The following is a 21,681-nucleotide window of genomic DNA, read 5'->3' as shown; positions in this document are numbered from 1 at the left end:
CAACATTCTCTCTTTATTGAACTAGGTGAGTGGCAGCATCGGTAGTTTGAGTCAGCGCGCTCGCTGACTGAAATGGCAAATGCAGTTGTTGTAAAACAGTGGAGAAGTCTTGATGTGAGATAACTTGAGCCGCTTGATTGACGCCGTGTAATACTACTTCAGGGATATGAGTGCCCATAAGCACCATTAAGCCCATCATGACGACAAGTGGGACGACGGTCATCACATTCACTTCGCCTTTATCAACGCCTTCCGGTGCTTTGCCCAGCACACAAGCGGCAACTAAGCGAGCGAGTCCAGCTAACACGAGCGTTAATAACAGCAATAAGATAATGATTAGAGCAGGATGCTGAGCATATAGCGCAGAGCAGACGATCAGGAATTCGCTCACAAATAAGTTAAAAGGTGGCACGCCAGCTAACGCTAAAGCACCAGCACCAAATAAGACACCAGTCCAAGGTGCGACACGCACAACCCCTTTAATAATGCTCATATCACGAGTGCCGTATTTCAACATCACATTACCCGCGCCGCAGAACATCAGAGTTTTACCTAAGCTGTGGTTAATCACGTGCAGCATCGCAGCGAAAACACCCAAAGGCCCCAAGCCAATCGCAAATGTAATCAAGCCCATGTTTTCCACACTGGAATAAGCCAACAGACGTTTTATGTCTTTTTGCACCAGAATAAAGAAGGCAGCCACCGCTACAGATAACAGGCCAAAACCCAGCATTAGAGCTTGGGTATACCCATGACCCAAAACCTCTTGAGCGACAACTAAGTGACGCAGAATCACCAATAAAGCACAATTTAATAAGCCAGCAGAGAGTAATCCAGAAACAGGACTTGGCGCTTCTGAGTGCGCGTCTGGCAACCAAGTGTGCATCGGAAATAAGCCCACTTTGGTGCCAAAACCAATGATGATAAAGATGAAACCAATTTGAATTAAACGGGGATCAAATTGCGCGGCATTATCGCGAATAGCGGTCCAAAAAATCGCTTGTGAAGGATCAGTAAATACCGCCACAGCATTAGAGTAAGTAATCACTGTACCGAACAAGCCAAACGCCACCCCAACACTACACAGCATGATGTATTTCCATGCAGCTTCAAGCGATGAGCGTTGATAGTAAATACCGACCAAGAACACTGAACTAATGGTGGTGGCTTCAATGGCAACCCACATCATGATGATGTTGTTTGCCGTCAAGGCGATCAACATAGTGGCTAAAAACAGGTTGAACAGGCCGTAATACAGAGACACCTGACGACTGCTTAGCTCACCATTTTTGAACTCGTTACCGATATAACCCAGTGAGTGCAATCCTGTAATGAGCGCCACTAATCCAAGCACGGCCATAAATAGCGCAGACAAGCTATCTAAGATCAACCAGTGACCTGCACTTTCTAATGCACCGTGTTCAAAGACTTGTATTGTGACCATCCAGCTCATTACAAACGTCGCAACCACACTCACACAGTGCATCAACGATGACAGCTTCTGAAACTCCCCTTTTAAACAAGCACAAACCAGACTTACCGCAGCAACAAACAACGGAATGCCCAGCAGGTAGGGATAAATAGTACTTATAGACATCATGCCGTTACCCTTTTAATACTGTCAGTTGTTTCACGTCCAACGTACGCAATTTGGCGTAAATCAAACGCGCCAGAATCACCATGACAATCACGGCGAATAAGGCATCAACGGTGATACCAATTTCCACCAAGTGAGGGGCACTGTGAGCCACTAACGCCAACATTAACGACGAGCCGTTTTCCATCAGGCAGTAACCAAAAATTTGTTTGAGGATATTGCGCTGACTGATAATGCACAGCAAACCGATAAAGAAGTGCGCTAAGGAAACCCCAAGAATAGGTTTCAATGACGCCACCAGCGGCAACTGAACGGGTTCGATAACATACAGACAAGCAATACTGATCACCGCAACAATCAAGGCAATCCACACCGGGCGGATCAGCGGTTGCTCAGCTTTTGCATCTCTCATTTTTCCTAGCTGAATAAATAAGATCGCTGGGACTAAAATGACTTTGGAAATAAACGCGGTGACCGACCAGCTGTATAACTCATGTGCATCGTAGCGATGGGCGATCGCAACAAATAGCCCCACCAGAACTAAAGACTGCAAGGCATATAACCAAGCAGCGGTTTGCGCTTTGCGCGCTATCACGACCAAAAATGAAGTTACAACCAGTAGGCCAGCTAAGTTATTCATCATTAAATCACTCATTACCTACCTCCTAATTAAGCCACGCTGAGGCAATGAAACTGGATAGCACTGACATGGCGATCAAAACAACCAACATGCTTTTCATTGACGCAGGTAGCGGAGAAATGTTTTCGACAACGTCGGATGGTTTACCAATCACAGATTTACCAAACCAGAACAGTAACCAACCAAATGTTGCGACAGATTCAATCAGCGCGAGCACTAACACAGGCGTTAACCAACTGTGAGCCGCTGACAACTGAAAGCCAGCTTCAAGCAGCGGGAATTTACTGAAGAATCCGTTAAATGGAGGAACACCAGCAATTGCCATTGCTGCGACACAGAAGCCAATCCCAAGCAGTGGCGATTTGGTAATGATGCCGCGCAGTTGTGGCAACATGCGAGTACCACAAGCAAAGCTCAGTGAACCAGCAACGAAGAAGAATAAACTTTTTGCAAACGCATGGTTAAAGATGTAACTGACGCCCGCTTTCATCGCTAAGGATGAGCCCATTGCCGCCATGGATAGCGCAAGGAAAATATACGCAAGCTGAGTAATGGTCGAATAAGCTAACAAACGCTTCATGTCTTTTTGTGGCAAGTACATCACGAAGCCATAAATCATGGTGATCATGGCGCCAATGACCCCGACGACACCCACTTCAATTGGCACATCGCCAGCAGACAAAATACCGCGCGCAAATATGTACACCCCAACTTTCACCATTGATGCCGCGTGTAAGTAAGCACTCACTGGGGTTGGTGCATTCATCGCATCTGGTAACCACATATGCATTGGTAACTGGGCTGATTTACCCCAAGCAGCAAACAAGATACCGAACAGTACAATCATCTTGGCGCTTGGTGTCAGGCTAGCAATGGCTGTGAGTTCAAACGTGCCGGTTTGGATAAACAGAGTCGCTGCTGCTACAAACAGACCCAATGATGCAATATGAGTCACAATCAATGCTTTTAACGCGGATCGAAAGGCGATTGGCGTTTGGTAGTAGCCAATCAATGACCAAGAACAAGCACCGGTGATTTCGAAGAACAGCAACTGACCGACTAAGGTAGAAGAGAGCACTAACCCCGCCATTGCACCGATAAACACCAATAGGAATGAGTAGTAACGCGGGTCCCCTTCATGTGGGTGCTCTTTGTTACCTATGCTCATATATCCTAGCGAGTAAATCGCCACGATTAAGCCAAGCCCAACAACCGCTGCCGCAATCAAAGTACTGACTTTGTCTACCATCAAACCAAAGATCAGTAAATGGTCAAACTGTACGATAGCAATTGATTCCGCATGCCCTCCCTCAAGGAAGAAATGGTATGCCAGAGCCCAAGTACCTAATGTGGCGAGTGCAGCGAATAACTGACATACCCACTTAGCCGATGAACGCGGCACAAGCAGAGTCAGAATGGCCCCAAGGAAAGGGACTAAAATTGTGAATAAACCTATCATCTCCATTGTAAATAAGACCTCACAATCCGATGACGTAGAAGGCTAACGACAAACCTGCAAACGAAAATGCAGACCACGTTAGTCGACTCGTATTTAAGAAACGAACCCGAGCCATTGCGTTCTCAACAATGCCAGCTAAAAAGAACACGACGATCAATTTGCAAAGCAGCATGACTGCCGCAAACAGCAGATCAGGAATGGCTAGAGTTTCAGCTTTACCCCAAGGGATAAAAATGGCGAGGAAGAGTTGCACCACGACTAACTGTTTTAGGCCTAAACCTAATTTGACCATGGCCAGACCCGAGCCTGAGTATTCAGTGACTGGACCTTCTTGTAACTCTTGTTCAGCTTCTGCCGCATCAAATGGCAATTTGCCCATCTCAACGAACATCGCAAAGGCACACGCGACACCAGCAAGTACCACCGTGACGGGTTGGAGCATAATTTCGCCCAACATGCCTTGGCTGATATAGCCTAAATCGGTGGAACCGACTGCCATCGCCATAATGAAAATCGATAGCACAAAAATCGGCTCAATCAGCACGCCTAAAGTTAATTCACGCGCACTCCCGACCCCACTGAACATACTGTTAGAATCCACCCCGGCTAAAGAGAAGAAGAAGCGGAAAATCGCTAACAAGTAAATATCGGTAATCACATCACCTGAAATAGGAAAAGGTGAGGTTTGAGTGAGCGTTGGCAGCGCCATACCGACCAACAACATTGTGACAATCAGCACCCAAGGCATGATCCAGAAGATGACCCCGGCATTCGCAGGTGACACTGATTGACGACGCAACAACTTGGCGATATCGCGATAATCCTGCAGTAACCCCGGACCTCGACGAGAGTGCATACGAGCACGAATCATCCGAGAGAAACCCGTTGCTAAAGGAGCCAGCAATAACATCAATAGAACTTGAACTACTGCGAGCACTATCCAGCCTAAGCTGGGCATATGAAGTTCCGCCATTATTTCACTCCTGGTTCAATGGGAAGAAAAAGCAACGCCAACAGCACGACAACGATATATAAGCAGTAAACGCGGAAGTCGCCGCCTTGCATGCGAGTAATCCAACCGCTTACCGTCATTGAAGCGCGACACGCTGGTTGCACTAAATAACGATCAAAGCTTGGTTCAATTGCTGCTGCTGAATGAGTGACAGCACTTAAGGAGCGTTGCATCCACCCACTAGGATCGAGCAATACTCGAATGCGATACACCGGAGAGAACATGTGACGTAATGGTTGGGTAAAACCACTCGCTGAGATATTCATACGATTTTCGTAAGCGTAACCACATGCCCATGGGTCACCTTGTTGACGGTTATCGAGACGACGGCCTTTAAACAGAGCCAACATAACGGCAGGAATCACCAGCAAGATCAGTAGACTGATGGTGATAACTGGAGTAGAAAGAATGGCTTGTGTGGTAGAAACCGGATGAAGCGCCATACCTTGATGAACGACAATCGGTGTTGCGGATAATGTTGTAGTGGCAATGTCGGAAATAATGGGCGAGATCCATGGAGAACCCACACCTAAAATCACACACATCACAGCAAGAAAAGCGCAGCCCACCACCATTGGCCAACCAACTTCACGAGCTTCGCTAGCTTTCTGCGTACGTGGAGCACCGGTAAAGCAAATGCCGTAAACCTTAACGAAACACATACAGGCTAAAGCACCGGTAATGGCAAGCATAACCACGGCGATTGGACCAGCAATGACCATACTCAATTGCGTCTGATGGCTAAGATCAAACAGAGACTGGTAAATAAACCATTCGCTGACGAATCCATTAAGTGGTGGCAGTGCTGAAATCGCCATGGTACCGATCAAGAAAGCTAAAGCGGTATAAGGCATTAATTTGCCAAGGCCACCCATTTTTTCCATATCTTTGGTGTGCATGCGATAAATCACAGAACCAGCACCTAAGAACAGCAAGCCTTTAAATACTGCATGGTTTAACAAGTGGTATAGCGCACCTAACAGACCTAACGCAGCAAATACGGGATGCCCTGTTGCCATACCAATTAGTGCCACGCCAACGCCCATCAAAATAATGCCGACGTTTTCAACCGTGTGATAAGCCAACAAGCGTTTGATATCATGCTCTGCTAACGCATACATTACGCCGAGTACAGAAGAAACCGCGCCGAAGGCCAGTACCACATAGCCCCACCACGCTTCACTTGCACCTAAGAAAACCACACCGACTTTAATAATCCCGAATACACCGATTTTTACCATCACGCCAGACATCAATGCCGATGCGTGAGAAGGGGCTGCAGGGTGAGCTTGTGGTAACCAACCGTGCAAGGTAATCATCCCGGCTTTGGCACCAAAACCAAAGAACGCCAGCAAGAAAATAACCGAAGATTCCCAAGCAGGAAGATTCAGACCGGTAAAGTCAGCAAAATTCAATGAACCTGATGCACGGTACAGCATAAAGAAGGCAATCATGATCAAGACAGAACCCGCGTGAGCAATAAAGAAATATTGCAGCCCAGCCTTTACGCTACTTTCGCTTTGTTCCACCAGCACTAAGAAATAAGAAGCCAACGACATCATTTCAAAGAACACAATGAAGTAGAACGCATTATCGACCACCACCAACGCGACCATAGAAGCCACGAATAGATGTAAGAAAAAGCTAATTCCCCAAGCACCTTTACCTAGGTACTCGTTCATGTAATGCCATGAGTAAATTGAAGCGGCGACCATAATTAATGAAATCACCAGCACCATAAAGGCACCAAGAGCGTTCATATTGATGATCAACTGTGCGAACTGAAACGGGCTATATAACTGGGCAGTCAATGGCGCGCCACCAAGCAGTGCTTGAGCAGAACTGATAAGCCCCAACACCCCACCGATAAAGCCGATTACACCAGACACTTTAACAATGCTGGCTTCCCGCTCTCCACTTCCTAACAAAGCGACCAAACTGGCGATGACATAGCAGCCAATGGATATCGCTAACAACTCGAGCGTATTTGTCATTGCTGTTTCTCCATGTTGACGGCTTGGGACATATCCGCGGCCATTGCACGTTTTTGCGAACTGGATTGGCTGATTTCACCATCAGTCACCTGCACAATCGCATCGGTTGGACAAACCTCAGCACATGCAGGACCATTTTCCCGGAAACCACACAAATCACATTTCACTGCGATGCTCTTCACGCCCGGTTCCCAAGCCAAAAGGTCATGGCCAAATGTTTGAGGAGAGGAGGTACAAGGACTACTTGAACGTGGAGTGGAAGGAATATAGGTATCGTAACTATTTGCCATCGCAACCGGACGACTACCATCCAGAGCAATAGCACCAAATGGGCAAGCCACTGCGCATAACGTGCAGCCGACACATAAGGTTTCATTAAGCAGAATGCGATCCTCTTCCTTAGTGATAGCTTGCACAGGACACACCGTGGCACATGGTGCATCTTCGCAATGGCGACACATTACGGGAACAGTCGCATCCTGATGCTTGACGACCGTCAAACGGGGATGACTTTGCAGACCTTGTTTTTTATGTACATCGGAGCACGCTGCCATGCAGGTACCACAGCCAATACATTTTTGGGGATCTGCAATTACAAAGCTCTTCATAGCATACCCTGTCGATTAAATAAGCCCCTAAGAGCAACTTGTATGCCAGATTTTGCACACAAGATTTTATTCCTTATTAATCATAAGGATAGAAGAGCAATGTTAATAAAAGAAACAGGATTAAATACAAAAAATTAACGTTAAATCAAGCACTTCGACACCCAGTATCGACACTAGTGTCGATCAGAAAAATGGGCATAACAGAAGTCTTTAGAGTGGAAAAATAGAAGAAGGAAAACGTAATACTGGTGAAAAGTCAGCGGATAATAGACATAAAAAAAGCCCGTTAAAAAACGGGCTTTTCAATCTGGTGCAGATGGGGAGACTTGAACTCCCACGGCCGTGAGGCCACTAGCACCTGAAGCTAGCGTGTCTACCAATTCCACCACATCTGCGTGATGGCGCTAATATCCTGCTAATCCCCTAATGTGAAAAGTAGCATATGAATAAAAGGTGACTTAAATCACAAGAAACCATCACAATAGGCTGTTTTTTATGCAGAAATTAAAATCCTTGGTCCGCTAGAGCAGTTAATAGCTTCAAACTTGACGAATAGTAATCATCTTTTGGCACAATTTTCGTACTGCTGTACGCCAATTGATCCATCGTAAAATCACGAATAGCCAATAATCCACCATTCATAGCGTAAGGCGCCTTGTTATGATTAACCATATTTTCCCAAGCAGGCATTTGAGCGCGAGGATAATGAGCAAACCATTGCTGCCAACGCATCAAAATCGGATTATCTCTATCTGCCCATTTGGTATATAGAGGAATACGTATCGCATCATAGCTGACTCTAGCGGGCCAAGCCGATGCTGGGCTGGTAGTGCCAGTTCTCGATAAACTAATCCAATCCGTCGGCAAACGATACGTTCCCCAGTTGATAGTGTTCATCAACCTTTGAGCGTCATCAATCAATTGCGAAATCGTTGCTAGGTGCGTCCTACGTTCAAAATCTCGCCAAGCAGGGAAAATGAAGTAGGATGGATTTAACGTTACTGATGTATCATTTTCAAATCCGTATCGCCCAGGTAGCATGACTTTATAGTTAGCGACATCCACAACCACATACTTCAATACTGCTTTAACAATCGTATCCGATTCCGTCAGATATTGAGGGACATGCCAGCGATGCGCCGCTTTTAATAAAGCCCAAGCGATCATGACATCACCATCTGAAGCATTATTTTTATCAGCCACAGGGTTAGCAGCAATTGGATTGTACCGCCAATAAAATAGCCCAGAATGAGGATCTCTTAGGTATTTTCGCGTCCAGTGCCAAATTTGGTCAAAGCTCCGTTTATCATTTGCTGCAACCGCAAATAACATCGAAAATCCCTGACCTTCTGTATGACTGATATTATGATTTCCAGTATCAATAATTCGCCCATCCTGAGCCATAAAACGAGCTTTGAATGTTGACCAATCCAATGATGTTGCCATTGCAGATACAGGAACGAAGGATAAAAGGCCCCACATCAATAGGGCCATAAAATAAGATCGTTTTTTCACCAATGACTAATCCTTTATTTCAGTCACGATCATTAATTACCACCAAACGAGCGACGCAACATGATAGAGGCGAGAGACTCATTATAGTCACCAAAGGTGTCATAACTCACTTTCGCTTGAAGCGTCAGATCATCTTGTAAACGGTACTCAAGGTTGGCATGAATGTTAAAGCCCATTCCAGAGGTACTCTTGGCACTGTAATACGCTTCTTCAGCGTAACCAGAGTCGACATAAGTTTGCAATTCTGATTGCAACGTACTCTGCCCTGGGAAATATTCCGCTTTGTCTTGACTATAGGATTGAAAGCCAACGGAACCGCCTAGCTTCAAAGACAACTTGTCGTAGTCTTGGGTGTAATCCACCGGAATAGTGAAACTGATGTAGTTCTGAGGACTGAAGTAACCACCGTGACCAAAGCTGTAGTAACTCAAGTTATGCGTAAAGTCCTTGTATCGAACATCCATGCCTACTTGTAAGCTACGATCGTCATATTTGTACGGTCGTACATAGAAACCGGCACCAAATTCCATGCTTTCGTTATCTTGAACCGAATGACCTAAGTACTTCCAAGCTCCAGCATCAGCATAATAGCCCGCATCGCCATCGTCATAACCCAGTTGGGCATGAATACCATTTTTAGTCACCTGTCCCCAGTATTTACCAGAGTAACTATCTTTAACCCCAACATAAGAAAGCAAACTATCTTTCACTGAGCGGCGTTCACCGGTTAATGATAAGTAAGCATGATCTGAGAGTTGCGCTTTATAAGTTGCACCACCAACCAAAGTAACATACTCAAGACCTAAAGGCGTGGTACCAATATCCGCATCATAGTTATCACCACTTAGTGCTGCTTTTACCTCAACACCATTTTCTCGTTTGGCACCTTGAGAATCGATATCTGGTAAGTCATCACCGGAGGTAGTTGAAACTCCCTCAGATTCAGCCACTTCTCCTTGGATGAGAGCCCCAGTACCGAAACGACGGCTGGCTTCATCAGAAGATGCACCAGACTCAAGGCTAACCGCATCAATATTGACAGCTAAGCGAGAATGACCAAAAGGCACAGTAGACCACTGTAATGGTACTCTTGTTTCGGTTAATTTACTTAAACCACTTTCGCCATCACGGCTGCGAACTTGGATACCACCTTGAGCCCATGTTGAGTTCTGTTTATGGATTTGAGTCAATAAGGAGTCGACCTCTGTCAGCGTCTGCTGATCTGCACTCAGAGCTGGTAAATCAGTACGTTCAGAATAATTCTGCGACGTCTTTTGTGCCTGACCATTGACTTGCCAAGGCATTGCCGTGCCATACACTGAGCTAGACGGCTCATCATTCTTCTCAGTCGTGTGAGAAGTGAACGGGTTATCAGCGATTACCATACCTCCCACTAGTGGCGAGGTTGATTTACCATTTGATTTAAAGCCAAGTAATTGCCCACGAGCACTACGTAATTCAGCCAATGCTAAACGGGGTTTTCCTTGAGCTTGATAGATACGAGCATGTAGCAGTAAACGTTCAGGGGCGTTACTTTCAGGGAGTTGTGCATAAAGCGCTTGAGCCTTATCCGCTTCTCCTTCAGCGAGGTAGACATTGATCGCACCTAGTCGAGCTTCCTGAGTCGTATCCAACTGATTATCAATCAAGTAACGATAAACGGTCATCGCTTTATTGTTCATCTTTCCAGATTGGTACAAGCGCGCCATTGCTAACATTAACGCCGTATTTTTCGGTTCATCCTGAAGTGCCCGAGCTAACATATCGTACGCAGGTGCATAATCTCCTAATTCACGCAGGTGATCCGCTTCATTAATCACATACACATTACGTGCAATCGATAACTGCTCAGGGGTACTATTGGCGATCAAACGCGGATCATTAAGCAAGTTTTGCGCTTCATCTAATAATCCAGCTTGATACAGAACCGCCACGTGATTTGCGTAATCCCCAGCATTACTGGTTATGCCAGATTCGATGTTATGTCGTACCATGACAACCGCACCGCTTTTATCGCCAGCCTTCATCAATAGCTGGGCAACACGTCCGACACTGAGTGGATTAGAGCCTGTTTTTTCTTTAAGAGAAAGCAGTAAAGAAAGCGCTTCTTTCTTGTTACCTTTTGCCAAGAACAAGCGGGCATTATCTAGAGATAAGTTGAAACCAGACTCTTCAAACAGCTGCTTTTCTTTCTCATCGCGCTTATCTAAAGGAACTCGAGCAATCAGATCATGAACTTGACGCCATTTTTTATCTTCACTAGCAAAAATAGCCGCAGCATATAGAGATTCATTACTGACCCCATCTCGTTCAAGTGGACGAATCGTTGCTTCAGCCGCTTCAGTATACCCCTGTTTTTTATACAAACGTGCTAATTCAAGGCGCAACCAAGGGTTATTCGGAATACGCTTAAGACCGTTCTCTAAAATCACAGTCGCCGTATCAAAGTCACCAAATTTAATCGCTTCATGAGCTAAATCGCGAATGTGCGAATACTTATCTGCTGCTTGGACCTTGCGCTGAAAATCTTTAGGCATACTACGTAAAAGTAGATTCGCTTGATCATAATGATTCTGTTCAGCTAACACATAATACAGCGATTCTTTCGCTTGCGAGTCTGCTGGTTTTTCAGATAAGACTTGGCGTAATAACTCTTCTGCCGCGGAATACTTCCCTTGATGGCGTAGAACGTCGGCTCTGAAAAGTTTAGCGGAGACACCAGCATCGCCTTTCTCTTCAACTAATGACGAGCTGATCAATAATGCCTGGGTGACATCCCCTTCTGCATACGCAGATTTTGCTTTTGCAAGATCTGCGTAGAAAGACGCCTCATGCGCTTGCTTTCTACGTTTTGCTGCCTGGTGACCACCTTGCTTAGCAGAAAGATTTAGATATTTAGCTGCGTTAGGATAATCATTTTCATGTAAATATACGTAACCTAAACCAGCCAATGCATCTGCATCTCGCGGAGAACGTCGTAAAATATCATTAAAAATGGATTTTGCTTTCGCCAAATTACCACGATTCAACTCATTAAAAGCGGTGCTAATTGCTTTGCTACCTGTACTACGTTGATAGTGGGCCATTACCTTATGTTCATTAGGATGACGTTTATCCCACTTCTGATAATGGTACTTATCGGATGCTTTAGGAGCGAGCCATAGCAATGCTTGTTTTAACGCATCATCAGCTGACTTATTGTCATGCGCATAATGCTCTAAGATACGAATCCCTTGACGACGATTACGCTCGCGATAAGTCAGCACTTTGCCATAGGCGATGCCAAGTTGAACATCGTTAGGATGACTTTTGGTAACGCTTCTTAACCCTTTAACCGCATTGTTATACAACGATTTATCACCTGACATAGTCAGGTAATATTCTGCAGCCAGTGATAACGGAACCTTCCCATTAGGGAAGATTTTATTCCATGTCTTAATCGAGCCGCTTACATCCCCTCGACGGGCTTGCTCGCGTGCTAAGTCAACCTGCTGTTTAGGCAGTTTTTGTAATGAGATCGACGTATTGAGTAACTGCAGCTCAGATGAATCTGGATGAGCAATAGTGAGACGTTTTTTCCATTGGGCAGCCGCTAAATTATCACCACGCTGACGTGCCAAAAGAGACATCATATACAACGCTTGAGCGTTGTTCGCATCCACCATCAGCACTTTTTGTAATGATTCAATGGCTAACTTATCATTCGCTTTTTCGTGCCAATATTGGGCTTGTTTAATTAATGACGATACCGATGAATCCGTTTGTGTATCTGCTAAAGCCATTGAAGATGAACCCAATTGCATCAACTCTACACAACATAACAAAGAGAAAGTCTTAAGGAAGTTATTGTTCATTGTATTAAAAAATCTCAATCTTATTTCAAGCGGTTTCGTGCATGACTATTTAACAAGCGGAAAAACACCATGCCCAAAAATAACGAAAACAAAACCATAAAAATGGCAAATAAAGAGCTGTATTGACTCGCATACCAAATCAGCTTCTCATACCAAGAAACCTGCCCAGTCGCGAACTGTTCAGAGGTTTGGAAGCTATGAACGCCGCTGTTATCCGTAATCACAGCTAAATCACCACGAATACCAGCATTAATCTCGCTGTTATTAAGATCACTATGCAGTTTAACCAGCTCTTTATCAGAGGTTGCTACAGCGGCGATCACCACTTTTCCATCTTGCCAAGGTGATTCAAAACTTAAGAACCCACGCCAATTTCGGTTTGAAGAAAGATAGCGATCAGCCTGCTCTGTATTGGTATGGAAATCACCCTTGAGCCAATTTTCTACTTGGCGATACCAAGATTCAGGTTTCACATGCAATGTTTGCCCTGTGGAAGAAAATGGCGAACGTTTAAGCAAGTTATCAACAAAACGGGCATCATTTAGAGAACTGACAGCCAGTACATTTTTGCCTTTTAAGCTATTTGTTCCCGCGGGATATCCAAGATGAGTTTGAACACGAACAATCATTTTTCCTGTTGAAGCACCTGCACGGGCACTCAGTCCTAACATAGTTTGCAATTGAGCCGCAGTAGGATTTGTAGGAAGTAGCAGTACTGTTTCGGAATAATCAGCCAAACGTGAGTACGGGAAAGAAGCCCCAATAAAGAATGAAAGATTAGGCAAAAATGAAAAATGACGCGCACCACGCAAGTCCAATGACGAATCGTCATCAATCAAGCTGGTAATGTTATCGCCATATTTCACATCACACGGAGTATCCGGTTTAGCATGCAAGTTAAAATAAAGAGACAATTGGTTGTCACCATATAACATATAAGGTTGCACACCAATTTGGGCTTTCTCTTGGCGTGTATCTATACCTAAAGAGCGCCAAAGTCCTTCTAAATACCCCTGTTTATTAACCATTAAATCTTCAAGGAACTGGTCGTTTAACACCACGTTCAAGAATGAGTTATCTTCATCAATCCAAGGTTCAGAAGGGAAACGATAATGCAGATTTAAAGGAATTGTTTTTCCGTTCCACAAAAACAGATCTGGTGCCGCACGGAAATTGAAGTTTACGGCGTTATGCCATACACCTTTCACATGCATACTCTGCCCGTCTTGAATCAGATCTTTGAGTAAAACTGGCTTATCGGTGGGTATCCAACGAGGAGCATCATAAGGTTTGCTTTGCGGTAACGAGGTGCGTTTGACCTCCAATTGCGCGGTATGCAAGGCAAAATTACCTTGAGCTAAGCGATAGACTGCACTACGTAAATCACTTTCGCTCTCTCCCACTACTAATAACAGTTTGTAATTAGCATCGACTGGGTTCGGAATGACTTTAAGTAATGGTTTTGCCGTTTTTGGCAGCGTCAATGAACCAATAGTTTGTCCAGGCTTACCAAAGACAATCCCATTACTATCAGGAAGTTGACCTTTTAACGCATGGAAATCCACACCACGATAACTCGCATGGATCCCCAACCACGATGCTAATATGGAAGCAGCAGAAACCTGAGTCGAATTCACATTGTTCGCAAAAACAAAAGTCACATCTCGACCAAGCATTTCATGGCTATCCCAAAATGGCTGAGGGAATGGATGTAAATCAGCTGCGATATTGAGTGGACGATAATCCAGCTTAATCATCGAGCTTGGTAGCATATGAATGGTCGAGGCTGTGTCATCGTTGATACACGTTACCTGATCATCCGTACCAACAATCTTAAAGCTCAGCTTGTTGCTAGATGTCACTAATAGAGCTGGAACATTCAACTCATACGTCGTTTTTTTATTATTTACTGAATTAAGTGGAATCGCCCCAACCGACTGACCATTCACCATAACAGCCAGAGATGACAGGCTATCGGAGATAGTGTCATTGGTTTTTAGGTCAAGAACTAATTGGGCTTTGGATACTAATGTATCGATAGGTAAACGAAACTCCAAACCCGCGTCTTTTTGGCCACCAGTGAAAGTAATGCCATTCGTTAACCCCATGCGACTAAAGGTAATATCGCTACTGCTGGTTAACGAATCAAGGTTTTTAGCATAGACAGCCTGGCACAGTATACATAGCAAACACAACAGCCCAGTAAGAGACTTCAACTGCCCCATCATAACGACTCCTTAGAGGCCACAGTCTGATTCAAATTGACTGGGGTTTGATATTTTTTGTCTGATTTTAATGAACGAATAACTTGCCACATACACGCAATAATCATCCCTAAAGAACGTAATGGTCGGTCTTTAGCTCTTGGTTTATCTATCCATGCATCTGCGCGAGACAGAACAATACGAACCAGTTCTCTACGTGAAGACAATGACATATCACCAAACATTAAACGGGAAGAATCTTTTTTAGATTTCAACTGACTAACAGGAATAGCAACCACACCAGAACTTAAATGCAGTTCAATTGCCTCGATTTCATCTGTCAAATGTCTATCGTCTGGCGTATTAACAAAACAGCCACCCATAGATAAATCTTTGGTATAGGTACGAGCAAGCATGCCACTTGAATAATGAAGCACCGTTGGAATACTGACATTTAAACGAATCGTTTTACGGACTTGGCGAGTTTCTCGTGCAACCATAATGGCTGCGATTAAGAAGAATAGGCCATAAGCGGTCCACGCAATATTCAAACCAACAACGCTTGTATCAGCAACAAGGGATGAATAACCTAACATACGGTATATTCCCCAACCGATACCCACCGTTAAAATACATGCGGTAATAAGGTGAGGTTTTACAATATTATGGTCAAAGTAAGTTTTATCTAACAACTCACCTTTATCTGTTACGTTGAATTTGCCACGCTTAGGAGCAAATATTGTCACAATAGTCGGAATAACCAAATGGAAGGCTAACGCTAAGTCGTAAATATCTCCCCAAAAGCTGTATCGTGAACTGCCATTTAAGCGTGAAGATACCACCGTTGACATAACAAAGTGCGGCAGTGCATAAGCAAAAATCAAACTGGCTGACGAGTGAATAATATTTAAGTTAAACAGCAAAAATGCGAGCGGTGCGGTTAAAAATATTAATCGTGGCAACGGGAAGAAGAAATACATCATTGCACTGAGATAACATAACCTTTGTGGCAGCGTCAGGCCTCGACCTAATAACGGATTGTCCATTCTAAAAATTTGCACCATGCCACGAGCCCAGCGGTTACGCTGAATAATGTGCAACGTCATACGCTCTGTGGACAAGCCACCCGACAACTTCAATCCTAAATAGGCAGAATTCCAACCTAATCGCTGCATTTTTAGCGCAGTATGAGCATCTTCGGTAACAGTTTCTACGGCTACGCCACCGATTTCTTCTAGAGCTGTACGACGAATTACAGCACAAGAACCACAGAAGAAGGTCGCATTCCACATGTCATTCCCTTTTTGTAGCGGGCCATAAAATAGCTCACCTTCGTTAGGAATGTCGCGCTCACCATATAAATTACGCTCAAAAGGATCGGGAGAGTAATAATGGTGAGGTGTCTGAATTAAAGCTAATTTAGGATCTTTTAAGAAAGAACCTACCGTCGCCTGCAAGAATATGCGCGTTGCCACATGGTCACAGTCAAAAATACAAATCAATTCCCCTTTGGTTAATTTCATTGCATTATTAAGGTTGCCTGCTTTAGCATGCGAGTTATCAGAACGGGTGATATATCCCACTCCTACTTTTGCTGCAAAAACAGCAAATTCTCGGCGTTTACCATCGTCAAGAATATAAATTTTTATTTTGTCTTTAGGATAATCAATACATTGTGCTGCTAATACAGTATCTTGTACTACATCGAGATTTTCGTTATAAGTAGGAATATAAACATCGACTGTTGGCCATAATGATTCATCATCAGGAAGGGGCTCAATTTTTCTTTCGAGAGGACTTGATGTTTGAAGGTAGCCAAGTAACAGCATAATCCAAGAATAGACTTCTGCTAAAAATAGAACCCACCCCAACACGGTTTCTATTTGAGAATTAAAATAGAGCGTTTGTGTTGCGCGAAAGTAGAGATATCGACTTGAAGTCAATATAGATATCATCACTAAGGCAATAGAGACATCTTTACGTTTACTTCTATTTGCAATAAATAAAAGTGCAAGACTTAAAATACCAAATATATATTGCTCATGACTCCCCATTGGAGTTGATATAATTATCCATAAAAATGGACAAACAATAATAAATAGTAAGTAAAAAAACAATTTTTTCATTAGTTGCTTTTCTCAGATTATAATTTCATCAAACAATATTTTGATGAACGAATCCATCACCAATACTTACACTTAGACTATCCATGAGTTTTTGTGAGATAGCATTAATATCAAATGCAGACATTGAAGATGAATTAATATCAAACACAGAAGTCTGGTTGGCATTCGCTTCAATAACAGTCTGATCTTTATGAATAACACCAAAGTAATTATCTCTTAAATGATCTTTAACAAAGGATTCAACATCAATACTAATTTGACTTCTATAATCCATTTGATTAAGGATAACTTGAGGAGCAATAACGCTCTTATTTGATGACATTTCTTCTATAAATTTTTCAACATCAGGTAATAAGGCAAGAGATGCGGTTTCAGAAAGTAAAGGAATCAAACATATGTCAGTGAATGGTGCTAATAAATTTGCAACCTCTTCATTCGCGGTTTGTAGATCAACCACAATCATTAGATTCTTCTGCTGCAGTAACTTTTCTAGTCCATTGATTAAATTTGAATATTTAAAATCCACAGATTTTGAACCACTGCTCTCTACATAGTGACGAGGACCATGAGGTAACACATAAACATTATCTTGTTCAGAGATAATGTATTTACTTAAATCATCAAATTCAGAAATATTATTATAGAAACCTCGTTCATCAGAAACTGATAAACCAAAGTGTAATTTCAATGAGTTTTGTGGGTCAAAATCAATTGCTACAGACTTAAGTCCCATGATAGAGAATGAATGACATAAATTGGCAACAAGTGTTGTCTTGCCAACTCCACCTTTTGGTGAATAAACTGCAATAAGTGGCATTTAATATTCCTTACTAAACCCATTTAAAAAGGAAATGATTGGATAGTTATTAGTTATTTTTTGATAGTGAATCGAAAATAGAAGCTTTTCTTTTTGATGTTAACTTTATATAAGCATCTTCTGAATTTATACCAGTTATAGATGTAATATCATTATTACACTCTGACAATTCATTATTAGAATTCTTCATATTTTTAATTTGTAAAAAAATGGGAGATGACGTATCTAGAACAGAAAAAACATCTTGAGAATTAAACGTTTTAAAACTGACATTTTGTCCATCTATCTTTGAATTAAAACGTTGTAAATCATCGTACATAGTCATATCGAACTCTTAAATAATCCCATAATAATAATACTCACCTCTCTTCATATAAGTCCATGTTGAGAAGGGAGCGAACTATAGCAATGTATCTAATTGTAAAGAAGGGGAAATTGATGAAAATATCAACATTCTCAAATATGAGAATTTGCAGCATGATTGCTCTTTTATCTGATATTACTTCAGGCATTACTGAAGTAATATTTTTTAATTTCAGATTAATAGGAAATGATAGGATTGATTACTTTAATCATAAATAATCAATGCGTCGAAGCGACAATTAATATAATCACTATTGGCTAAAAAAACCCTGTAAATATAAAACCAATGACATAATATTAAACTATTTGCTTACTTGGATGGATATTTTAAGTCGCTCTAAAGCGCTACTTATAAATTGGGCTGACTGAAGAATGGATAGCCGATACACAGTGAAGATAAGGACATAACATGTGTTGGAACGGTAGAAGAGCAATCAAGTATCAGATCAGGTGTGACCTAAGCCACACCTCTATCACTCTTCTACCACATTTAAATTTAGAGCAAACTTAATTACTCAACAGTCACCGCTTTCGCTAAGTTACGAGGTTGGTCTACGTCGGTTCCTTTAATCAACGCAACGTGATACGCCAGTAACTGCATTGGTACGGTATAAAAGATTGGGGCTGTGATTTCACTAACATGTGGCAGCGTAATAACTTTCATCGTTTCATCACTCACAAAGCCAGCAGCTTCATCGGCGAATACATAGAGTAAACCGCCACGAGCACGAACTTCTTCGATGTTCGATTTCAGTTTTTCTAAAAGATCATTACTTGGTGCAACCACAACCACTGGCATATCTGCATCTATCAAAGCAAGTGGACCATGTTTCAACTCGCCTGCAGCATACGCTTCTGCGTGAATGTAGGAAATTTCTTTTAGTTTCAGTGCTGCCTCTAAAGCAATAGGGTAATACTCGCCACGACCTAGGAATAGAGTATGGTGCTTATCCGCAAAATCTTCTGCCAACACTTCAATTTCTTTTTCAGAGTTTAAAGCTGCTTCGATTTGTTTTGGTAATTTATGAATCTCACCTACGATTTCAGCCTCTAACGCTTTATCCACTGTACCTTTCTGCTTACCTAAAGCAACCACTAGCATTAGTAAAGCAGCGAGCTGTGTGGTAAACGCTTTAGTCGAAGCCACACCGATCTCCGTTCCAGCGCGTGTCATGAAGGCAAAATCTGACTCACGAACTAATGAAGAACCAGCAACATTACAAATAGTCATTGCTGACATATACCCTTTCTCTTTTGCTAAGCGCAGAGCCGCTAGAGTATCAGCTGTTTCACCAGATTGAGACAATGTAATCAATAAACTATTTGGGCGAGTAACAAATTTTCGGTAACGAAACTCTGATGCAATTTCGACATCACAGCTTACTCCTGCAATTGATTCAAACCAGTAACGAGATGCCATTGCTGAGTTATATGAAGTACCACAAGCAATCAATTGAACATGTTCTACTTTGTTCAAAATCTCAGTCGCATGTAACCCAATGCTATCAGTAATTACAGAGTCTTTGGTTACACGACCTTCAATGGTTTTCACTAATGCTGTTGGCTGTTCAAAGATCTCTTTTTGCATGAAATGACGGTATTTACCTTTTTCACCCGCATCATGTTCTGCGTTTGATTCAGTCACTTCACGTTCTACTTTCGCCCCATTCAAATCAAAAATATTGACGTCACGACGAGTGATTTCAGCAACATCCCCTTCTTCAAGATAAATGAAGCGGCGAGTCACATTTAAAAGAGCAAGTTGATCAGAGGCGAGGAAGTTTTCACCCACCCCTAAACCAATCACAATAGGGCTACCAGAGCGAGCAACAATTAAACGTTCAGGATCTTTACGATCAACAACTACAGTGCCATAGGCGCCCTCTAGCTGTTTTGCCGTTTTTTGCACCGCTTCAAGTAACGTCTCAGATGTACGACGTTCCCATTCAACAAGGTGAGCAATCACTTCCGTGTCTGTTTGAGATTCAAATACGTAACCACGTGCACGTAATTCTTCACGTAAAACTTCATAGTTTTCAATGATACCATTATGAACAACGGCGATATCACCAGAAATGTGTGGGTGAGCATTCGCTTCTGAAGGTTCACCATGAGTCGCCCAACGCGTATGAGCAATTCCGGTTCCTCCATGTACGTGTTTGGTTTCAATCGCATCCGCTAACTCTTGAACTTTTCCTAAGCGACGAACACGCTCAAGATTACAGTCGGCATCAACAATGGCCACACCAGCTGAGTCGTAACCTCGATATTCAAGACGACGTAAACCTTCAACTAAGATTTCAGCAATATCACGTTGCGCAACTGCACCAACAATTCCACACATATCAAGCTCCTAGATTTTGTCTTTGAGCGACAGCTTTTACTTTCAAACTGCCTAACGAAAAATTATTTTTAAGCGAAAGAAGCACGAATCACTCGCACCCCATGAGATTCAATCTGGTGTACATCATCATCAGAAAGCTCGGGATCAGACACCAGTACATCCACACAATCCCAAGACAACTCCAAGTTTGGAATTTTGCGACCAAACTTTTCTGATTCGACCATGACAATCACTTCACGCGACACTTCGGCCATGACTTTACTAAGCCCAATAAGCTCATTGAAGGTTGTTGTGCCACGGTCAATATCAATACCATCGCAACCTATAAATAGTTGGTCAAAATCGTAAGAACGCAACACCGATTCAGCAACATTGCCCTGGAAAGATTCAGAACGAGTGTCCCAAGTTCCTCCTGTCATAAGTAATGTTGGCTCATTTTCTAATTCACTGAGAGCATTCGCGACTTGCAGAGAATTCGTCATAACAACTAATCCTCTTTTCTCATTAAGTTGCTCAATTAAAGCGCCGGTCGTGCGGCCGCTATCGATCACAATTCTGTTATGATCTCGAATGAGCTTAGCGGCTTCTTTTGCAATTGATAACTTATGAATCGAAACTTTAGGACTTAACTCTTCACTGACCACTTCCTTAGGTAAGGCGATAGCACCACCATAACGACGTAATAAAAGCCCACTCTCTTCAAGAACAGCAAGATCCTTTCTAATTGTGACCTCTGATGTTTCAAATCGAGTTGCTAGCGACTCTACGCTGACTTCACCTTGTTCATTAACTAAAGTGGTTATTGTGTGTCTTCTCAGTTGAGTGTTTCGTTTCGACATTTTATTTTTACTTACAATTTACGAATCGAAAGTTATTATAGTTAAAACGAAACATTATTGTCCATTTATTTTGATCCTAAAAATTAATATTTCGCGCTAAAACCTTGTCCTAAGACAATTCTTGGGCAGTGATATTGTTAAAATAAAATGATAGAATTCCAGCCCTAAAGAAAAAAAATTACAGAACTACGCGTAGTATCTTTGTAACTTTCCCGGTGTAACCTAGGGAAATGCCGATAATTCTGAAATTTTACCTAACAGATGTAGTTGCAAATTGATCAAATCTGTTGAAAGACTTTCAGCCATAAG

14 protein-coding genes and 1 tRNA gene are annotated in these 21,681 nt (G+C 42.7%); all 15 read right to left on the bottom strand.

All coding sequences use genetic code 11. The features are described from left to right. Positions 1 to 13 precede the first annotated feature (13 nt). On the bottom strand, positions 14 to 1,600 hold the full coding sequence (locus I1A42_RS13005; protein ID WP_230389385.1) for a hydrogenase 4 subunit F: 1,587 nt from the start codon (positions 1,598 to 1,600) through the stop codon (positions 14 to 16). Positions 1,601 to 1,604: 4 nt separating this feature from the next. Continuing rightward, positions 1,605 to 2,252 (bottom strand): hydrogenase 4 membrane subunit, encoded by a 648-nt coding sequence (gene hyfE / locus I1A42_RS13000; protein ID WP_161153956.1) that lies wholly within the window; start codon positions 2,250 to 2,252, stop codon positions 1,605 to 1,607. A 10-nt stretch (positions 2,253 to 2,262) separates the two neighbouring features. Next, entirely contained in the window at positions 2,263 to 3,702 is a 1,440-nt protein-coding gene (locus I1A42_RS12995; protein ID WP_196123688.1) for a hydrogenase 4 subunit D, read from the bottom strand. A 13-nt stretch (positions 3,703 to 3,715) separates the two neighbouring features. Then, the gene (locus tag I1A42_RS12990; RefSeq protein ID WP_196123687.1) at positions 3,716 to 4,669 is read right to left on the bottom strand and encodes a respiratory chain complex I subunit 1 family protein; all 954 of its coding nucleotides are present in this window, start codon (positions 4,667 to 4,669) and stop codon (positions 3,716 to 3,718) included. Then, positions 4,669 to 6,702 carry a hydrogenase 4 subunit B gene (hyfB, locus tag I1A42_RS12985; protein ID WP_196123686.1) on the bottom strand — a complete coding sequence of 678 codons (2,034 nt, stop codon included), beginning with the start codon at positions 6,700 to 6,702 and terminating at the stop codon, positions 4,669 to 4,671. The genes I1A42_RS12990 and hyfB overlap by 1 nt, the downstream gene beginning before the upstream one ends. Continuing rightward, entirely contained in the window at positions 6,699 to 7,310 is a 612-nt protein-coding gene (locus tag I1A42_RS12980) for a 4Fe-4S dicluster domain-containing protein (protein ID WP_161153960.1), read from the bottom strand. Before I1A42_RS12980 ends, hyfB begins: the two co-directional genes overlap by 4 nt. 308 nt (positions 7,311 to 7,618) lie before the next feature. Then, a tRNA-Leu gene (locus tag I1A42_RS12975) sits at positions 7,619 to 7,705 on the bottom strand. Between the two features lie 109 nt (positions 7,706 to 7,814). Continuing rightward, the gene (locus I1A42_RS12970; protein WP_329604825.1) at positions 7,815 to 8,825 is read right to left on the bottom strand and encodes a glycosyl hydrolase family 8; all 1,011 of its coding nucleotides are present in this window, start codon (positions 8,823 to 8,825) and stop codon (positions 7,815 to 7,817) included. A gap of 32 nt (positions 8,826 to 8,857) precedes the next feature. After that, positions 8,858 to 12,607 carry a cellulose biosynthesis protein BcsC gene (locus tag I1A42_RS12965; RefSeq protein ID WP_196123685.1) on the bottom strand — a complete coding sequence of 1,250 codons (3,750 nt, stop codon included), beginning with the start codon at positions 12,605 to 12,607 and terminating at the stop codon, positions 8,858 to 8,860. 92 nt (positions 12,608 to 12,699) lie between these two features. Continuing rightward, complete coding sequence (gene bcsB, locus I1A42_RS12960; RefSeq protein WP_196123684.1) at positions 12,700 to 14,907, bottom strand: cellulose biosynthesis cyclic di-GMP-binding regulatory protein BcsB; 2,208 nt, start codon at positions 14,905 to 14,907, stop codon at positions 12,700 to 12,702. Then, positions 14,904 to 17,009 carry a UDP-forming cellulose synthase catalytic subunit gene (bcsA, locus tag I1A42_RS12955; protein ID WP_196123683.1) on the bottom strand — a complete coding sequence of 702 codons (2,106 nt, stop codon included), beginning with the start codon at positions 17,007 to 17,009 and terminating at the stop codon, positions 14,904 to 14,906. The genes bcsB and bcsA overlap by 4 nt, the downstream gene beginning before the upstream one ends. 28 nt (positions 17,010 to 17,037) lie before the next feature. Beyond that, the gene (locus I1A42_RS12950; protein WP_161153964.1) at positions 17,038 to 17,826 is read right to left on the bottom strand and encodes a ParA family protein; all 789 of its coding nucleotides are present in this window, start codon (positions 17,824 to 17,826) and stop codon (positions 17,038 to 17,040) included. 49 nt (positions 17,827 to 17,875) lie between these two features. Then, a complete protein-coding gene (locus I1A42_RS12945; protein WP_196123682.1) occupies positions 17,876 to 18,151 on the bottom strand; it encodes a hypothetical protein in 276 nt (91 codons plus the stop codon). A 549-nt stretch (positions 18,152 to 18,700) separates the two neighbouring features. Beyond that, the gene (gene glmS / locus I1A42_RS12940) at positions 18,701 to 20,533 is read right to left on the bottom strand and encodes a glutamine--fructose-6-phosphate transaminase (isomerizing) (protein WP_196123681.1); all 1,833 of its coding nucleotides are present in this window, start codon (positions 20,531 to 20,533) and stop codon (positions 18,701 to 18,703) included. 68 nt (positions 20,534 to 20,601) lie between these two features. Continuing rightward, on the bottom strand, positions 20,602 to 21,372 hold the full coding sequence (locus I1A42_RS12935; protein WP_161153967.1) for a DeoR/GlpR family DNA-binding transcription regulator: 771 nt from the start codon (positions 21,370 to 21,372) through the stop codon (positions 20,602 to 20,604). Positions 21,373 to 21,681 lie beyond the last annotated feature (309 nt).

This window comes from Vibrio nitrifigilis (assembly GCF_015686695.1).
GTDB classification, from domain to species: domain Bacteria; phylum Pseudomonadota; class Gammaproteobacteria; order Enterobacterales; family Vibrionaceae; genus Vibrio; species Vibrio nitrifigilis.
This window is presented reverse-complemented; position numbering and strand designations above follow the sequence as displayed.

Bases quoted from the DNA above. Each gene is read 5' to 3' on its own strand.
- hyfB (WP_196123686.1), bottom strand. From the start codon at position 6,702: ATGACAAATACGCTCGAGTTGTTAGCGATATCCATTGGCTGCTATGTC.
- I1A42_RS12980 (WP_161153960.1), bottom strand. From the start codon at position 7,310: ATGAAGAGCTTTGTAATTGCAGATCCCCAAAAATGTATTGGCTGTGGT.
- bcsA (WP_196123683.1), bottom strand. From the start codon at position 17,009: ATGAAAAAATTGTTTTTTTACTTACTATTTATTATTGTTTGTCCATTT.
- hyfE (WP_161153956.1), bottom strand. From the start codon at position 2,252: ATGAGTGATTTAATGATGAATAACTTAGCTGGCCTACTGGTTGTAACT.
- I1A42_RS12935 (WP_161153967.1), bottom strand. From the start codon at position 21,372: ATGTCGAAACGAAACACTCAACTGAGAAGACACACAATAACCACTTTA.
- bcsB (WP_196123684.1), bottom strand. From the start codon at position 14,907: ATGATGGGGCAGTTGAAGTCTCTTACTGGGCTGTTGTGTTTGCTATGT.
- glmS (WP_196123681.1), bottom strand. From the start codon at position 20,533: ATGTGTGGAATTGTTGGTGCAGTTGCGCAACGTGATATTGCTGAAATC.
- I1A42_RS12965 (WP_196123685.1), bottom strand. From the start codon at position 12,607: ATGGCTTTAGCAGATACACAAACGGATTCATCGGTATCGTCATTAATT.
- I1A42_RS12945 (WP_196123682.1), bottom strand. From the start codon at position 18,151: ATGACTATGTACGATGATTTACAACGTTTTAATTCAAAGATAGATGGA.
- I1A42_RS12995 (WP_196123688.1), bottom strand. From the start codon at position 3,702: ATGGAGATGATAGGTTTATTCACAATTTTAGTCCCTTTCCTTGGGGCC.
- I1A42_RS12990 (WP_196123687.1), bottom strand. From the start codon at position 4,669: ATGGCGGAACTTCATATGCCCAGCTTAGGCTGGATAGTGCTCGCAGTA.
- I1A42_RS12950 (WP_161153964.1), bottom strand. From the start codon at position 17,826: ATGCCACTTATTGCAGTTTATTCACCAAAAGGTGGAGTTGGCAAGACA.
- I1A42_RS13005 (WP_230389385.1), bottom strand. From the start codon at position 1,600: ATGATGTCTATAAGTACTATTTATCCCTACCTGCTGGGCATTCCGTTG.